Genomic DNA, 14,298 nt, shown 5'->3' with positions numbered 1-14,298 from the left:
CAGCTGAATCGAGCCGGCCCAGCGGCTGCCCGTCCAACGTCTAGGACTGCTCCCTCCTGGGTCAGTCCACAACCGCGGTGGCTTCGATCTCGACGAGGATGCCCGGCTCATAGAGCACGGAGACCCCGATCAGCGATGCCGGCGCCGGCACGATCTGCAGCTCCTGGGCGACCTGCTCGATGCCGGCGAGGAAGTCGGGCATCTTCTCGCGCTTCCAGTCCACCACATAGAAGGTCAGTCGGACGACGTCGCGGAACGTGGCCCCGGCAGCCGCAAGGGCGATGGCGACGTTGCGGTAGGCCTGCGCCACCTGTCCCGCCAGGTCCCCCCGCGCGACGAGCTGACCATTCGCGTCGTACGCGACCTGCCCTGCGATGTGCACCTGCCGGGAGCCGGTGGCAATCGCCACCTGTCGGTACACATCGGTCTTCATCATTCCGTCAGGGTTGAGCAGGGTTACGGGCATGGGAGAGCTCCAACTGGCAATGCCGGGAGAAGGGGTGGTTGCCGCGCTCATATACCAGGAGCATTGACGCATGGTGTTCCCGGCGCCTTATCGACCAGAGGGTCGAGCAATGGGGCGCGAAGTCGCTCGGATGCCGCTTGCATCGCTGCCTGGGCGCCTGGGAGCCCGCACGGCTCTTCTGGTAGGCTGATGTGACCCAGGAAGTTCCCTGCTTCCTCCCACCCGAGAGTTCCGCCAGTGACCCTAGAGCCTGTACCCGCCCCCCCTGCCACCCAGGAGGCGCGCTGCTTTGTCCACCCTGAAATGCCCGCGCTCGGCGCGTGCACGCGGTGTGGGACCTTCTTCTGCGCGCAGGACCGCCGCACCGTCGACAGCAAGGACTACTGTGCCTCCTGCGCGACGCGCCCGGAGGTGGACTATCTGGAGGCGTTCCGGCTCAAGTACTGGGGCAAGCGCGACCTCTGGGCCTGGCTCATCGGCTTCGGCGCGCTCATCAACGCCATCGTCGGGCTGGTGCTGTTGGCCTCGGGCGCGGAGCAGCTGCTCTTCGCGCTCATGACGTTGGTCTCGGCGGCCGTCGGCATGTGCTTCTGGGCGGGGCTGTCCTTCGCCCGGCTGGCGCTGTGCTTCGTGCCCGTCGTGTCGATGATCGTGGGCGTGGCCACCCAGGGCCCGGCGGGGCTCGCGTCCGGCGTGATGCCCCTCATCATCACCCTCGTCATCTACAATGACACACGCAACAAGCTCTTCTTCCGCGAGGAGGTGTCTCCCGAGGCGCTCCAGAAGGCGTGGCACCTGTACTCCAACAACCGCATCGCTCGGGCGGGCTTCCTTCTGAGCATCCTGGGGATCCTCATGCCCCCCGTCGCGCCAGTGGCGCTCTTGTGCTCCATCATCGGCCTGCGACGCGTGGACCCGACGGCGCACCCGCCCATCGGGCGCAGGGGCCAGGCCATCGCCGGCATCGTGCTGGGCGTGCTGGGCATCCTGTGGGGCCTGACGGTCCTGGGCTTCATGGTGGCCAACGGGCGCTGAAGAAGACCGGCCCCATCGACTCTCCGTCTGCGGCTGGCCCCGCCTCCCGGGCCAGTCTGGTCCGAACTGGTATGACAAGCAGACCAGCTCGGAAAGACCGCGCCCGGCAGGGAGCCCTACCGGGCGGGGGGGCCGCTACCGGCAGAGGGTCTGCTCGGGCAGCGGGTTGATGTGACCCTCGGCGTTGCCCTCGAACGACTCGGCGTAGATGCCGCCGTCGAAGCTGCCGTCGCTGAAGTCCACATGGGCGTAGGGGGCCAGGACGGTGCCCCAGAAGCCGAAGCCCCGAGCCTCGATGCGGGTGGTGTCGACGAAGTTGAAGAGCACCCCGTGCTGGTCGATGCCACCGCTGAAGGCGATGCCGAAGCCGGTGAAGGTGGCGGAGGCGCCGCGGATGTTCACCACCATCAGCGAGCCGGCGGGCGCCTCGATGGAGAAGTACTTGGCGCCGGTGAAGGCGCTGGCGGCCACGTCCACCACGTTGGCGGAGGCGTCGGTGCCGCGCACGAAGATGCCTCCCCAGCCCTCACGGCGGGTGGTGCCGTTGACGGGCAGGGCCGCCAGCTGAGCGGACATCTGCTTGAGCTGGGCGCCGCGAGCCGCGAAGTCGATGGGCATGCCCTGGGCCGGCGCTCCACGCGGGAAGATGACGGAGGGGTTCGTGCTGAAGTTGCCGCCGTAGCGGACATCGCCGAACACAGCCCCGCGAGAGAGGGACAGGTTGCCGCCCACGACCAGGACGTTGTTGGTGTCGCTGGTCTCGAGCCCGTTGCCGACGGAGAAGTCCGTCATGGACATGCTCCCGCCCACGGCCACCTTGCCCACCACATCATGGCCGCCGGAGTAGTCCTTCAGCAGGAACAGGTTGTAGTCGTCCAGCTTCACCTTGATGCACTCGGGCTCGGGCTGCTGCTGCAGGCATAGCGAGCGGCGGGGCAGCGGGTTGATGTGCCCCTCGGCGTTGCCCGTGAAGGACCTGGCGTAGATGCCGCCGTCGAAGCTGCCGTCGCTGAAGTCCACATGGGCGTAGGGGGCCAGGACGGTGCCCCAGAAGCCGAAGCCCCGAGCCTCGATGCGGGTGGTGTCGACGAAGTTGAAGAGCACCCCGTGCTGGTCGATGCCACCGCTGAAGGCGATGCCGAAGCCGGTGAAGGTGGCGGAGGCGCCGCGGATGTTCACCACCATCAGCGAGCCGGCGGGCGCCTCGATGGAGAAGTACTTGGCGCCGGTGAAGGCGCTGGCGGCCACGTCCACCACGTTGGCGGAGGCGTCGGTGCCGCGCACGAAGATGCCTCCCCAGCCCTCACGGCGGGTGGTGCCGTTGACGGGCAGGGCCGCCAGCTGAGCGGACATCTGCTTGAGCTGGGCGCCGCGAGCCGCGAAGTCGATGGGCGTGCCCTGGGCCGGCGCTCCACGCGGGAAGATGACGGACGGGTCCGTGGTGAAGGTGCCGCCGTACCGGGTGTCCCCGAAGACAGCGCCACGCGACAGGGCGAGGTTGCCTCCGGTCACCAGGACGTTGGCGGTATCGCTGGCGTCGAGCCCGTTGCCGACGGAGAAGTTCGTCATGGAGAGGTTGCCACCCACGGCCACCTTGCCCACCACGTCATGGCCGCCGGAGTAGTCCTCCAGGACGAACAGGTTGTAGTCGGCCAGGTTCACATCGATGCACCCCGACTCCGCCACACTCACCTGAGCGGAGGTGGTCCGGGTGTCGTGGGAGGGAGTGCTCTCTGCGACATCCGCGCAGGCTGTCAGCAGAGCGAGCGAAACCACCACCAGATTCCGCCCTGAATTCCAGAGGTTATCGATATGAAAGTTCATGTGCGCTCCCCCTCTACGAAGTCGGATCATGGCCGCCGAGGTAGGAATCTTTTACCTAAGGTGTTGAAAGGGGCGCAAGTGGAATTCAGTTACAAATGCATTTTTACCGTGACTATCAAATCCCGAGATTCGAGAAATGGCAGGCCCGCCGCTATGCCGTCGCGGCCCGCATCAGGGGCTCGAGCGCACCGAGCACGAGCCGGACGCGCTTCACGGAGCGCAGCTCGCGGTGGTAGGCGAGGAACAACGGCACCGTTGGGAGCCGGGCCTCCGTCTCGAGCTGAATGAGCTCCGAGCCTGGCGTCACCGTCCCGGCGGCCATCACGATGATGCCCTGCCCCTGCTCGGCCGCCTCCCGCAGCGCGAAGTAGGAGTTGCTCCGGAACACGAACCGCTTCGCGCCCTGCTCTGTCAGCCACTGGGCTTGAGGCATCTTGTTCAGGTGGGTCTCGAAGCCGAGGAAGTCGTGCCGGCCCATGTCGTCCCGCTTGATGCGGCCATCCCGAACCCGGCGCTCCACATACGAGCGCGCCGCATAGAGCGCGAGCTGGATCCGCCCGACCTCGCGCTCGATGAGCACAGGCGACGTCGAGCGAGCCAGGCGAATACCGATGTCCGCCTCGCGCTTCGAGAGATCGGCCATGCGTGTCTCGGAGACGATCTCGAAGAGCAGGGCGGGATGTGTCCGCCGCAGGTCCGAGAGCACCCGGGTGACGGGCGCGATGAAGCCCTCGGACAGCGACAGCCGCACGGAGCCGCTCGCCGCCGAGTCGCCTTCATCGCGCCTCACGGCCTGCAGCCCAAACTCGAACTGCTCCGCGAGATCGATCAGCTCGAGCGCATCCGGCTCCACGGAGGTCCCCGCACTCGAGCGATGCACCAGCGGCCGGCCGAGAGCCTTCTCGAGCGCCTCGATCCGTCGAGCGGTGCTCGAGGTCGACATCCCGAGCGCGCGGCCCGCGGCGAGGAAGCTCCCGTGGCGGTGGAGGGCGAGCAGCACCCGCAGATCATCCCATGACGGCTCGTAAGGGGTTTCCATGCGTGGAAACCAGCTTACCAACCCTGCCCGTTTCCAGAAAACGCACCGCCCGCTACTCATCAGCCCATGAACGACTTCGACTTCGCGGGGAAGACCGTACTCGTCACAGGCAGCTCCATGGGAATCGGAGAGGCCTTCGCGCGGGAGCTCGACGCACGCGGCGCGAAGCTCGTGCTCGTCGCGCGCAGCAAGGACAAGCTCGAGGCGCTCGCATCAGGACTCCAGAGCGCCCAGGTCATCGCGGAAGACCTGGCGAAGCCGGACGCCGCCCGACGCGTGCTCGATGAAGTGACGCGGCGCGGGCTGGAGCTCGACGTGCTCATCAACAACGCGGGCTTCGGGGTGCATGGGCCGTTCATGGACGTCCCCCTCGAGTCCCAGCGGGGCCAGATCGAGCTCAACATCGGAGCCCTGGTCGAGCTCACGCACGCCTTCCTCCCCATGCTCGAGCGGCGGCGGGGAGGCATCATCCACGTCGCCTCGGTCGCCGGGTACCAGCCGACGCCGTACTTCGCCGTCTACGGAGCGACCAAGGCCTTCGTGCTCTCGTTCAGTGAAGCGCTCTGGGCCGAGTACAAGGACCGCGGAGTGCGCGTGGTGTGCGTATCCCCTGGAGCCACGGACACGCAGTTCTTCGCTCGCGCGGGCGATGCGGCCAGCGCAGGCGTGAGGCGAGTGCCACCGGAAGGCGTCGTGCGGCTCGGGCTCGAAGCCTTCCAGAAGAACCGCTCGTCGGTCGTCCATGGCTTCGCGAACAGGGTGGGCACGTCCCTGGTTCCGCTCTTCCCTCGGGCCTTCGTGGCGAAGATGTTCGCACGCCTCACGGCGCCCAAGCCGCCCGCCCTGCCCGCTCCCGCGCGCTGAGCCCTCTCCCCTCGAAGGGCCTACGACGATGAGCGCCTACCTGTCCGCGGGGCCCTCGGCCTGGCTCGCGATCCAGCGCGCCAGGTCCATCACGGAGAGCATCCCCACGACGACATCGTCCTTCGTGACGACCGGGATGTGATGGACGCCCCTGGAGGCAAACATCCGAGCGGCCTCGGCCAGGGAGGCCGTCTCGACCAGCCGCGCGACGTCCGTCGTCATGATGCCCTCGACGATGACGCCCAGGCAGTCGGGAGGAAAGTGGCCGCCTTCCTCGAGCGCGTCCTCCTCGTCCTCCTCATCGTGGGTGCAGCCCCGGACGAGATCACTCTTCGACACCATCCCGATGAGCACGCCCCCGTCCTCCACCACGGGCGCCGCGCGGATGTGCTTCTTCTCGAAGACGTGCGCGAGCTCATCCAGGTTCAGCTCGCTGTCCACGCAGGTGACCTTCGCCGTCATCACCTCGGAGACCGGCGTCGTCCTCAGCCTGGTGCCCAGGTCGTCCGGCGTGCCCTCCGCCTCGGCGCTGGCCGAGGGAACCCTGCACTGGAGCGAGGCGGCCCCCGAGGCGGTGGAGAGCAGGCTCACGTAGCGCTCGCAGCTCATGCAGCGCTCGAGCGGCACCGAGCCCTTCGCCACGGAGCAGTGAACCGAGCGCGACTCCTCGCTCTGGCCTTCGCTGTACTCGGTGGACCGCACCTGAACGGGGAAGTGCGCCGTCGTCTCCGCTTCGCCAGTTCGCTTCATGTCAGCTCCTTGCGCCATCAGCTCCCCGAGATTGCAACCCTCGCGCCACGGAGCCCTTCGAGGCATGAGCGCTGCTCCTCCCGGTGCTGAAGCCAGGCCGCCGAGCGAGCGGCCTCGCGCAACATCTGCGCGCCAACAGGCCAGCACGCCCTGTTCTGCGCCTGGGCACCGCCAGCGAGCCCTGGCGGTGCTCGCCTCCGTGGTGCCCATCCCACCTCGAGCTAGAGGTGGAACCGCTTGTCCAGCTTGGTGAGCTGGCTGGTGAAGCCCTCGATCTGCATCGCGGTGAACTGAGCGTCGTGCATGGGGGTCAGGGTGACCACCATCCGGACGCTGCCTCCCGAGGGGAAGAGCTCCAGCACCATCGTGCTGTCGTAGGGCTTCACCCCGGGCAGGAAGTCGATGATGTGGGTGAGCGCCAGCCGCTGGTGGGGCTTGAACTCGGAGAACGTGCCCCGGGTCTCATGGGAGACGGGCTGGCCCATCTTCTTCATCTGCGCCACCATCTCGGGCGCGTCGGCGATCATGTCGTAGTGCAGGAGGCCGCCCAGCTTCGCCTCCAGGGCTTTGACTTCCACGCGGAAGCCTTGCGGCCCCCACCACGACTCGAAGCCGTCCTTCGTCGTCCACAGCTCCCACAGCTCCTCGACCCGCGCCTTGTACGTGCGCTCGATCACCACGTTCTTCCTGTCACTCATGGCTGTGTCCCCTCTTCTGCTTCTGTCGTTGTTCCAGCGCCGCTCCAAACCGGTCCAGCCGCGCCTCCCACAAGGCGCGGTACTGAGCGAGCCACTCCTCCAGTTCATGGAACGGCTCCGGCCTGAGCGAGTAGAGCCGCCGCTGTCCATCCGGTCGCACCGAGACGAAGCCGGACTCGTGGAGGATGCGGAGGTGCCGGGAGACCCCTGACTGGTGGATTCCCGCCTCCTCGACGATGTCATTCACCTGTCGCTCGCCTTGCCGCAGCGTCTCCACGATTCGGCGGCGGGTGGGGTCCGCAAGCGTCTGAAAGGCATCGAGTCTCATGCTCATGCATATACATATCGATGCATATATCGGGCGTCAAGGGGCCACGCCCCGGGACCCGGGGAGCGACTCAGGCAGTGCTCGCAAGCAGAGGAGCGTCCGCTTCAGGGGCTCGGCGGCAGTCCGGGGGCGGGCGTGCCAGGCCGCAGCAAGCGGGCGTGGGATGAGGAGAGCGAGAGCTGCGCGGGCTTCGAAGCAGCCGCGCGAGACAGCCCTGACCGGTGCGCGTGCGCATCAGCGCGACTGTCGTGAGCCGCGCTGATGCGCTCCTGTGATGACGGCGCGGAGTGCTACTCCGAGTACTCGTACGTGGCGACGCGGCGCCAGTTGCGGTTGTAGGTGTGGCGCCGGGTGAACCAGCCGCTGTGGCAGCTGCCGGTGTTGCTGGCGGTGTAGCCGTAGACGAAGCCGTTGTGGACGCGGGCGTTGAGTTCGGGCGAGCCGGGGTTCTCGCAGGGCTGGGTGACGCGGACGGCCTGGTAGGCGGCCTCGGCGAACACTTCCTCCTGGCCCTCGAAGTCGTAGAGGGAGTGGACGCGGGTGGCGGCGAAGGAGGAAATCTGATTGGCCTGCTGAGCGTCGGTCTGCGTGAAGAAGGCGTGCAGCTGGGCGAGGGCGGCGGCCTCGGAGGTGATCGCACCGGTGAGGCGGTGAACGGCGCCGTCCGTGTCGGAGAGCGCGGCGCGGATGGAGGTGATGCCGGCCGAGCCCTGGTAGACGGAGGTGTCGCCCCAGGTGAAGCTGAAGGCGGTGCCGGCCGTGTAGGCGTTGAGCGCGCAGGAGCCGTTGGCGCCGGCGGTCTCGACGAGGATGACCTTGCGGAGGCGGTGCTCCGGGTTCAGGAGGGCGATGCACTCGTTGCCGGCGACGCCGTCGTAGTTGCCGGCGGGGAGCACGGCCTCGACGATGTTGTAGACGCGGAACGTGGGGTCCGTGACCTCCTGCTCGATGGCCTGGAGGGTGTCGGGGGAGTCCCCATCCGTCTCAGGGCCGAGGCAGCCAGCAGCGACGGAGGAGGCGAGGAGGAGGGCGGAAAGTGGGAGAGAAGTGCGCATGGCGGCGCGGAAGCTAGCACGCGCTATTCGAGCGATCCCAAAAATTCGGTGAAATCAGAAGAAACAATAAAGTCACAGAAAAGCCACTGAATGGATGAACGCCTCGAAGCCCACGCCTGGCGGCCCAAGCCGGCTTCAGCCCCTCGCCCCGGGGTGGACACGATCGCTCACCCGAGGGCCCTGGTCGTTCCAAGGGAGCCGCGGTTGACGCAGGGGGAAGGCGGGCGTCTGCTGGCGGCATGTCCGCCACCCCTCTTCCCGTCTCGGCGGTCGAGGCCCCAGCCCGCCCGGTGGATGACTCCGAGCGGGTGGTCCTCCTGGACGTGCTGCGCGGCTTCGCGCTGTGCGGCGTCTTCGTCTCCAACAGCTTCACCTGGTTCAGCGGCCGCAACCTCCTGCCGCGCGCGCAGGCCCAGGCACTGGCGGCACCTCCGCTCGAGGCGGCCGTCAATGCCCTCTACCACTTCCTGGTGAACCAGAAGTTCGTCACCCTCTTCTCCTTCCTCTTCGGGCTGGGCTTCTCCATCCAGCTCACTCGCGCCGAGGCTCGGGGCAGTCCCGTCGTCCCGCTGTACTCGCGACGGCTGCTGGTGCTGCTGGGCTTCGGCGGGGTGCACCTCTTCGGGGTGTGGGCAGGCGACGTGCTGTCCACCTACGCGGTGCTGGGCTTCGTGCTGCTGCTCTTCCGTCAGCGCTCCGACCGCACGGTGCTGGCCTGGGCGCTGGTGCTGCTGGTGGCGGCGCCGCTGCTGATCCCCATCCTCCAGCGCTTCGGTCCCGTCCTGCTGCACGGCGCCGAGGCCGCGGCCCAGGCGGCCAAGGTCCATGAGGAGCACTCCGCCCAGATGCGCGCACGGTTCCTCGCGGGCCTCTCGAGCCACTCCTTCTGGACGAGCCAGAGGGAGAACGCGCGCTACTTCCTCTGGGAGATGCTCCCCCAGGTCAACCGCCTGCTCTGGATGCTGGGCATCCTGGGCCGCTTCCTGCTGGGGCTGCTCGCGGGAAGGCACCTGCTCATGCAGGAAGTGGAGCGCAACCGCCCCTGGCATCGCCGGCTGCTCGTCTGGGGGCTGGTGCCGGGCCTGCTGGGCAATGGCGCATGGGTGGTGGTGATGCACCTGCGCGCCGCGGGGGTGGTGGATCCGGCGAGGGATGCGTGGATGGTGCTCATGCCCGCCATCCAGGAGCTGGGCTTTCTGGGGCTGGCCGCGGTGTACGTGGCGGCCTTCGCCCTGCTCTTCCAGCGCGAGCGGTGGCGCCAGGGCATGCGGGTGCTGGCTCCGGTGGGGCGCATGGCGCTCACCCACTACCTGCTCCAGTCGGTGGTGAGCCTCTGCCTCTATGACGGATGGGGGCTGGGCCTCGTGGGCCGGCTGCCGCCCTCGCGCTGCGTGGCGCTCACGCTGGCCGTCTTCGCCCTTCAGGTGGCCATCAGCCACGTGTGGCTGTCGCGCTTCCGCTTCGGCCCGGCCGAGTGGCTGTGGCGCTCACTCACCTACGGCCGCGCGCAGCCCATGCGTCCTGCGCCCGCGCGTGCCACGGAGTCGTCGAGCCTGGGCGGAACCTCCGACTCGCGAGGGGATTAACCCGAAAAATTCGCCTCCCTTCTCCTGGCTCGCGGGAGGGGGGCTGCGGCTCCCGCCTCCTCGCAATGGCGGAGCACAGCGCCCCCTTGTCTCGAGAAGCCGCGAACAGTCGGGAGAAACCTCATGAAGCGCACCCGTTTCCAGTGCGAGCGCGCCATCCTCGGCAGCGCTCTTCTCGTGGCCCTGGCGGCCTGCTCGGGAGCCTCCGAGTCACCTGAGCCGGAACCCGTTCCCCCGGCGGATCGGCTGCCACCTGCTCGACCCTTCCGGGGGTTCCGACAGGCCTCACCTCGCCCTCGAAGTCCTCGACGTCGGTCAGCATGTCGTGGACCGCGCCAGCGGCGGGGACGGGCTGCAGCCTCGTGGGCTACGATCTCTACAGCGGCACGTCCCTGGTGGCGCAGACGAGCGGCACCAGCACCCAGCATCGGGTACTACGGCCGTGGGTGGGCGGGCGAGGCAGGCACGAACTGAGCTACAAGAAGGAGCAGGGCCTCGGCGGTGCGTTCTTCTGGGAGCTGTCGGGTGACACCAGCAACGGTGCGCTGCTCAACGCCCTCTACGACAACCGCTAGGCATATCTGTTCGGGCCAGGACAGGCGGTGCAGCCCCTTGGGGCGACACGCCTGCCCAGGAGGCCCACCGAAAAACCGTTTCCGGTCCTCACGGGCGCCCACTATCCTGCGCCCCCGAGCAGCCCGGCCCCGCTTCTGTCCGCGAGCCCCTGGCCAGCCGCGCGCCGCTCGCCCAGGAGACGATATGTCGAGCGAGTACCCCCAGGAGCAGTTACTGGCGTTCGTCCAGGCCATGGCCAACGTGGCGGCGAGCGATGGCCGCGTCACCGAGGACGAGCGTCAGCAGCTCGATGATGTGGTGGCGGGCATCGGCCTGTCGCCCCGCGATGCGCAGGTCACCGCGCTCATCGAGAAGGAGTTCCAGAAGCCTGGCCGCCTCACCGACATCGTCAGCAAGATTCGAATCCGCGAGCTGCGTGTCTCCCTGCTGCGCATGCTCGTCGAGGTGGCGTGCGCCGACGGCGAGATCGCGAACGAGGAGCGCGCGTCGGTGAAGGAGGCCGCCAGCGCCTTCGGTTTCGACGTGTCGGTCGCCGACGAGCTCATCGACTGGACGATCGCCTCGATCAAGCTCGAGCAGCGCGAGCGCGAGATCATGGCGAAGCTGCTCTGAGCCGCCGCGGATTCCCGCCGCGGGGGGCACTGTCCACTGTGTGGGGTGCTTCGGACATTCTCGTCCGGTGGAAGACCCGGCCCGGGTTCAGCTCGAAGGAGGCAGGGTCCTGGGGCGTGGACCAGGCCCCTCCCTGTCGGCCGGGCTGGTTGCGAACTGGTATGACAAGCATACCAGTCGGTGGCGCTCTGGCCCGACACGGGCACCTCGCCGGGAGGCGGTAGGGACGCGGGAGCGGTGTGCGCATCGCGCGCCGGGGCCCCGGCGTACCGCACCAGGTTGCGCTGCTCGATGAGCTGTTGGCCGGTGGACTCGTCGCTGCTCATCACCAGCGGGCCCGCGCTGTCCGGAATGCTGGACGGCAGTCACCACGCGGTGCCCGCAGTCACCAGGCGAGCCACTCAGAGGGGAGTCGCGGAATTCTCCGCGTCCCTGGCGGTGACAGGAGTCACCGCTCCCGGGTTCCGAACCATCGCCGACCTCTCCAGGAAAGCCCCGCCTTTCGAGAGGACCGCGCCTTCCCTGCCAGGCTGGCACGCCTCCTGCTCGAGGCGGCGGCCGCAGCCCCACCTCAAAGGAACCCTCATGAACCGCAGTCTCAGCAGGCTCACCACCCTGACCGCGCTGTTCGCCGGTCTGACCACCTTCTCTGTCACCGCCACGGCGGCCGAGCCCGAGGCCGTGCCCCTTCCGGACGCCGCGCCAGAGGTCCTCTCCGCGATGCAGCGCGACCTGCGCCTGCCCCCGGAGCAGGCCCAGCGCCGGCTGGCCACGGAGGCGGTGGCCGCGCGCCTCGAGCACTCGCTGCGCGAGGAGCTGGGCGACACCTTCGGCGGTGCCTGGATGAACGAGGACGGCAGCAAGCTCATCGTCGGCATCACCGACGCGTCCCGCGCCGACGCCATCCGCCGCGCTGGTGCCGAGCCCCGACTGGTGGCGCGCAGCGAGAAGCAGCTCGAGAAGGTGAAGGCGCAGCTGGACCGCAATGCCCTGCGCGCGGGCCGGTCCGTCCACAGCTGGTACGTCGACGTCACCACCAACACCGTCGTCGTCACCGCCCAGGACTCCGCCCTGTGGAGCGCCCGCTCCTTCCTCGCCGGCCTCGGCGTGGCGGCGGACGGCGCGATTCGCGTGGTGCCTTCGAAGGAGGAGCCCCGCACGATGTATGACCTGCGCGGCGGTGATGCCTACTACCCGGGCAACGCGCGCTGCTCGATCGGCTTCTCCGTCAACGGAGGCTTCGTCACCGCGGGCCACTGCGGCGGCGTGGGCACCACCACCTCCGGCTCCAACTGGGCGGCCCAGGGCACCGTGCGCGGCTCGAGCTTCCCCGGCAACGACTACGGGTGGGTGCAGGTCAACGGCTCCTGGCTCTCGCAGCCGTGGGTGAACAACTACGCGGGCGGCGTGGCCCACGTCGCCGGCTCCAACGAGGCCGCGGTGGGCGCCTCCATCTGTCGCTCGGGCTCCACCACCGGCTGGCGCTGCGGCACCATCCAGGCCAAGAACGTCACCGTCAACTACGCCCAGGGCGCCGTCTATGGGATGACCCAGAGCAACGCCTGCTGCGAGGGCGGCGACTCCGGCGGCTCCTGGCTCTCCGGTGACCAGGCCCAGGGCGTCACCTCGGGTGGCTCGGGCAACTGCACCACGGGTGGCACCACGTTCTTCCAGCCGCTCAGGCCCATCCTCTCCGCCTATGGCCTGACGCTCACCACCACCGCCCCCGCCGGCGGTCGCGCCATCGTCTCGCGCTGGAATGGCAAGTGCATCGACATTCCCAACTCGAACAACGCCGACGGCACCCCGCTGCAGATGTGGGACTGCAATGGCACCGGCGCCCAGAGCTGGACCTTCTACTCCGATGGCACCGTCCGGGCGCTCGGCAAGTGCATGGACGTGGCCTGGGGCTCCACGGCGAATGGCGCCACCATCCAGCTCGTCGCCTGCAACGGCAACCCGGCCCAGAAGTTCGTGCTGAGCGCCGCGGGGGACCTAGTGAACCCGCAGGCCAACAAGTGCGTGGACATCAAGGACTGGAACGGGGCCAGCGGCGCCCGCCTGCAGACCTGGGAGTGCGGCGGCACCGCCAACCAGAAGTGGTTCCTGCGCTGACGCGCCCGACGCCCGGGGCCAGGGGAGTGAAGGCCCCGGGCGCCGCTGGGACTACGGCGGTGCCGCTGATGTCCTCGGCGTGGAAGAGGCACTGCGTGTCGCAGTCATAGGCCACGAGCCGCGCGCCATTGCTGGAGTGGACGGCGATGGAGCGCGCCGTCGTCTGCCCCGAGCGCATGAAGAAGTGGGCGTCGCGCGGCTGGTAGCTGGACACGGACTCGACGCGCGGCCCCGGCGTCACGGACTGCCACAGCCGGAGGTTGCGCTTGCACTCGGCGGCGACGGTGCTGCGGATGAGCATGTTGCCCACCCTGGTGTCGATGCAGCCGTCCTCCGAGCCCCGGAAGTAGCTGTCCTCCACGAGGACGTCGCTCGCCGTGCTCTCCCCATCGATACCGTCCCCCTGGGTGTACGGATACAGGAGGGGGCCCGTTGCGTCAGAGGCTCATCACGAGCGCTTTCGCCGTGAGCCCCCGGGCAGCGGCAACACCGGCTCGGCCAGCGTCGCCAGGGCATCCACGAAGAGCCGGACCTTCGCCGGAAGGTTCAGCCGGCTCGGGTAGACGACGTGGATGGCCCGCAGCGCCGCGGGCCTGGGACCGAAGAGGGTCTTCAGCCGGCCGTCATGGACCGCGTCCCGGCAGAGGATGGCCGGGACTCGCGCGATGCCAACCCCGGCGATCGCCGCCTCGCACGCGAGCTCGAGATCATTCACGGTCAGGACCGGATCGATTCGAGACTTCACTCCCTCCGCCTCCCACGTCTCGAACGCATTGAAGCCGATGCAGCGCGCGGAGCGCAGCTCCCTGGCGCTCGGCGTGCCGTACTTCGCCAGGAAGCGAGGGCTCGCCACGAAATGGATTGGACCCTCGCCGAGCTTTCGCGCCACGAGCGACGAATCATCGAGCGGGCCGATGTGGATCCCGACATCCAGTCCCTCTTCGACGAGGTGGACCCGGCGGTCCGCCAGCATCAGTTCCACCCGCGCCTGGGGATAGCGGGCGAGGTACTCCGAGATAACGGGTGTCAGGTACTTCCGGCCATAGAGCACCGGCGAAGACACCCGCAGCAGGCCGGTGGGCTCCGCCTGCCGCTGCTGCACCTCACTGTTCGCCTCGTCGATCTGCGCGGCGATGGCGGAGCAGCGCTCGTAGTACGTCGCTCCGGCCTGGGTGACCCGCAGGCGCCGCGTGGTTCGTTCGAGGAGCCGCACCCCGAGCCGCTCCTCCAGGTTGCGGATGCGCTCGCTGATGGTCTGCTTGGTGACGCCGAGCCGGTGCGCCGCCCGGGTGAAGCTCTCCTCTCGGACGACCGCGACGAAGAGCATCATGTCGGCGGGTGGGATCATGA

The 14,298-nt window shown here is 68.5% G+C and carries 15 protein-coding genes; 6 read left to right on the top strand and 9 right to left on the bottom strand.

Features of this window, described 5'->3' with window-relative positions; translation table 11 throughout:
- Nucleotides 1–61: 61 nt before the first annotated feature.
- Entirely contained in the window at nucleotides 62–466 is a 405-nt protein-coding gene (locus KY572_RS16440; RefSeq protein ID WP_224243571.1) for a RidA family protein, read from the bottom strand.
- A gap of 303 nt (nucleotides 467–769) precedes the next feature.
- On the opposite strand from KY572_RS16440, the gene KY572_RS16435 reads away from it, so the two are divergent.
- Nucleotides 770–1,501 carry a hypothetical protein gene (locus KY572_RS16435; protein ID WP_224243570.1) on the top strand — a complete coding sequence of 244 codons (732 nt, stop codon included), beginning with the start codon at nucleotides 770–772 and terminating at the stop codon, nucleotides 1,499–1,501.
- A 135-nt stretch (nucleotides 1,502–1,636) separates the two neighbouring features.
- Here KY572_RS16435 and KY572_RS16430 read toward each other — a convergent pair whose 3' ends face one another.
- Nucleotides 1,637–3,277 (bottom strand): choice-of-anchor A family protein, encoded by a 1,641-nt coding sequence (locus tag KY572_RS16430; protein ID WP_224243569.1) that lies wholly within the window; start codon nucleotides 3,275–3,277, stop codon nucleotides 1,637–1,639.
- Between the two features lie 199 nt (nucleotides 3,278–3,476).
- Complete coding sequence (locus KY572_RS16425; RefSeq protein ID WP_224243568.1) at nucleotides 3,477–4,364, bottom strand: LysR family transcriptional regulator; 888 nt, start codon at nucleotides 4,362–4,364, stop codon at nucleotides 3,477–3,479.
- 66 nt (nucleotides 4,365–4,430) lie between these two features.
- Here KY572_RS16425 and KY572_RS16420 point away from each other — a divergent pair, with 66 nt between their 5' ends.
- Nucleotides 4,431–5,228: an SDR family NAD(P)-dependent oxidoreductase gene (locus KY572_RS16420; protein ID WP_224243567.1), complete on the top strand. Its 798-nt coding sequence runs from the start codon at nucleotides 4,431–4,433 to the stop codon at nucleotides 5,226–5,228.
- Nucleotides 5,229–5,264: 36 nt separating this feature from the next.
- On the opposite strand, the gene KY572_RS16415 is transcribed toward KY572_RS16420, so the two are convergent.
- From KY572_RS16415 to KY572_RS16400, 4 genes are all read right to left on the bottom strand, one after another.
- Complete coding sequence (locus tag KY572_RS16415) at nucleotides 5,265–5,978, bottom strand: CBS domain-containing protein (protein WP_224243566.1); 714 nt, start codon at nucleotides 5,976–5,978, stop codon at nucleotides 5,265–5,267.
- A gap of 221 nt (nucleotides 5,979–6,199) precedes the next feature.
- Complete coding sequence (locus KY572_RS16410; protein ID WP_224243565.1) at nucleotides 6,200–6,676, bottom strand: SRPBCC family protein; 477 nt, start codon at nucleotides 6,674–6,676, stop codon at nucleotides 6,200–6,202.
- On the bottom strand, nucleotides 6,669–7,004 hold the full coding sequence (locus KY572_RS16405) for an ArsR/SmtB family transcription factor (RefSeq protein ID WP_224243839.1): 336 nt from the start codon (nucleotides 7,002–7,004) through the stop codon (nucleotides 6,669–6,671). Before KY572_RS16405 ends, KY572_RS16410 begins: the two co-directional genes overlap by 8 nt.
- Nucleotides 7,005–7,294: 290 nt before the next feature.
- Complete coding sequence (locus KY572_RS16400; RefSeq protein WP_224243564.1) at nucleotides 7,295–8,059, bottom strand: hypothetical protein; 765 nt, start codon at nucleotides 8,057–8,059, stop codon at nucleotides 7,295–7,297.
- Nucleotides 8,060–8,298: 239 nt separating this feature from the next.
- Between KY572_RS16400 and KY572_RS16395 the strand changes: the two genes are divergently transcribed.
- The 4 genes from KY572_RS16395 to KY572_RS16380 all read left to right on the top strand — a co-directional run bounded on the left by KY572_RS16395 (nucleotide 8,299) and on the right by KY572_RS16380 (nucleotide 12,948).
- Nucleotides 8,299–9,645 carry a DUF418 domain-containing protein gene (locus tag KY572_RS16395; protein WP_224243563.1) on the top strand — a complete coding sequence of 449 codons (1,347 nt, stop codon included), beginning with the start codon at nucleotides 8,299–8,301 and terminating at the stop codon, nucleotides 9,643–9,645.
- A gap of 320 nt (nucleotides 9,646–9,965) precedes the next feature.
- Nucleotides 9,966–10,220 carry a hypothetical protein gene (locus tag KY572_RS16390; RefSeq protein WP_224243562.1) on the top strand — a complete coding sequence of 85 codons (255 nt, stop codon included), beginning with the start codon at nucleotides 9,966–9,968 and terminating at the stop codon, nucleotides 10,218–10,220.
- A gap of 184 nt (nucleotides 10,221–10,404) precedes the next feature.
- Nucleotides 10,405–10,833 (top strand): tellurite resistance TerB family protein, encoded by a 429-nt coding sequence (locus KY572_RS16385; protein WP_224243561.1) that lies wholly within the window; start codon nucleotides 10,405–10,407, stop codon nucleotides 10,831–10,833.
- Between the two features lie 585 nt (nucleotides 10,834–11,418).
- Nucleotides 11,419–12,948 carry a S1 family peptidase gene (locus KY572_RS16380; RefSeq protein ID WP_224243560.1) on the top strand — a complete coding sequence of 510 codons (1,530 nt, stop codon included), beginning with the start codon at nucleotides 11,419–11,421 and terminating at the stop codon, nucleotides 12,946–12,948.
- Here KY572_RS16380 and KY572_RS16375 read toward each other — a convergent pair.
- Together KY572_RS16375 and KY572_RS16370 are read right to left on the bottom strand one after the other, a co-directional pair.
- Entirely contained in the window at nucleotides 12,863–13,309 is a 447-nt protein-coding gene (locus KY572_RS16375; protein WP_224243559.1) for a hypothetical protein, read from the bottom strand. The genes KY572_RS16380 and KY572_RS16375 overlap by 86 nt on opposite strands.
- An 87-nt stretch (nucleotides 13,310–13,396) precedes the next feature.
- On the bottom strand, nucleotides 13,397–14,296 hold the full coding sequence (locus KY572_RS16370) for a LysR family transcriptional regulator (RefSeq protein WP_224243558.1): 900 nt from the start codon (nucleotides 14,294–14,296) through the stop codon (nucleotides 13,397–13,399).
- Nucleotides 14,297–14,298: the final 2 nt, after the last annotated feature.

Source organism: Hyalangium gracile, from assembly GCF_020103725.1.
Taxonomy (GTDB): domain Bacteria; phylum Myxococcota; class Myxococcia; order Myxococcales; family Myxococcaceae; genus Hyalangium; species Hyalangium gracile.
The sequence above is the reverse complement of the archived record's forward strand: the minus strand, read 5'-3'. Positions and strand labels throughout refer to the sequence as shown.

Bases quoted from the DNA above. Each gene is read 5' to 3' on its own strand.
- KY572_RS16440 (WP_224243571.1), bottom strand. From the start codon at position 466: ATGCCCGTAACCCTGCTCAACCCTGACGGAATGATGAAGACCGATGTG.
- KY572_RS16435 (WP_224243570.1), top strand. From the start codon at position 770: ATGCCCGCGCTCGGCGCGTGCACGCGGTGTGGGACCTTCTTCTGCGCG.
- KY572_RS16425 (WP_224243568.1), bottom strand. From the start codon at position 4,364: ATGGAAACCCCTTACGAGCCGTCATGGGATGATCTGCGGGTGCTGCTC.
- KY572_RS16420 (WP_224243567.1), top strand. From the start codon at position 4,431: ATGAACGACTTCGACTTCGCGGGGAAGACCGTACTCGTCACAGGCAGC.
- KY572_RS16415 (WP_224243566.1), bottom strand. From the start codon at position 5,978: ATGAAGCGAACTGGCGAAGCGGAGACGACGGCGCACTTCCCCGTTCAG.
- KY572_RS16410 (WP_224243565.1), bottom strand. From the start codon at position 6,676: ATGAGTGACAGGAAGAACGTGGTGATCGAGCGCACGTACAAGGCGCGG.
- KY572_RS16405 (WP_224243839.1), bottom strand. From the start codon at position 7,004: ATGAGACTCGATGCCTTTCAGACGCTTGCGGACCCCACCCGCCGCCGA.
- KY572_RS16400 (WP_224243564.1), bottom strand. From the start codon at position 8,059: ATGCGCACTTCTCTCCCACTTTCCGCCCTCCTCCTCGCCTCCTCCGTC.
- KY572_RS16395 (WP_224243563.1), top strand. From the start codon at position 8,299: ATGTCCGCCACCCCTCTTCCCGTCTCGGCGGTCGAGGCCCCAGCCCGC.
- KY572_RS16390 (WP_224243562.1), top strand. From the start codon at position 9,966: ATGTCGTGGACCGCGCCAGCGGCGGGGACGGGCTGCAGCCTCGTGGGC.
- KY572_RS16385 (WP_224243561.1), top strand. From the start codon at position 10,405: ATGTCGAGCGAGTACCCCCAGGAGCAGTTACTGGCGTTCGTCCAGGCC.
- KY572_RS16380 (WP_224243560.1), top strand. From the start codon at position 11,419: ATGAACCGCAGTCTCAGCAGGCTCACCACCCTGACCGCGCTGTTCGCC.
- KY572_RS16370 (WP_224243558.1), bottom strand. From the start codon at position 14,296: ATGATCCCACCCGCCGACATGATGCTCTTCGTCGCGGTCGTCCGAGAG.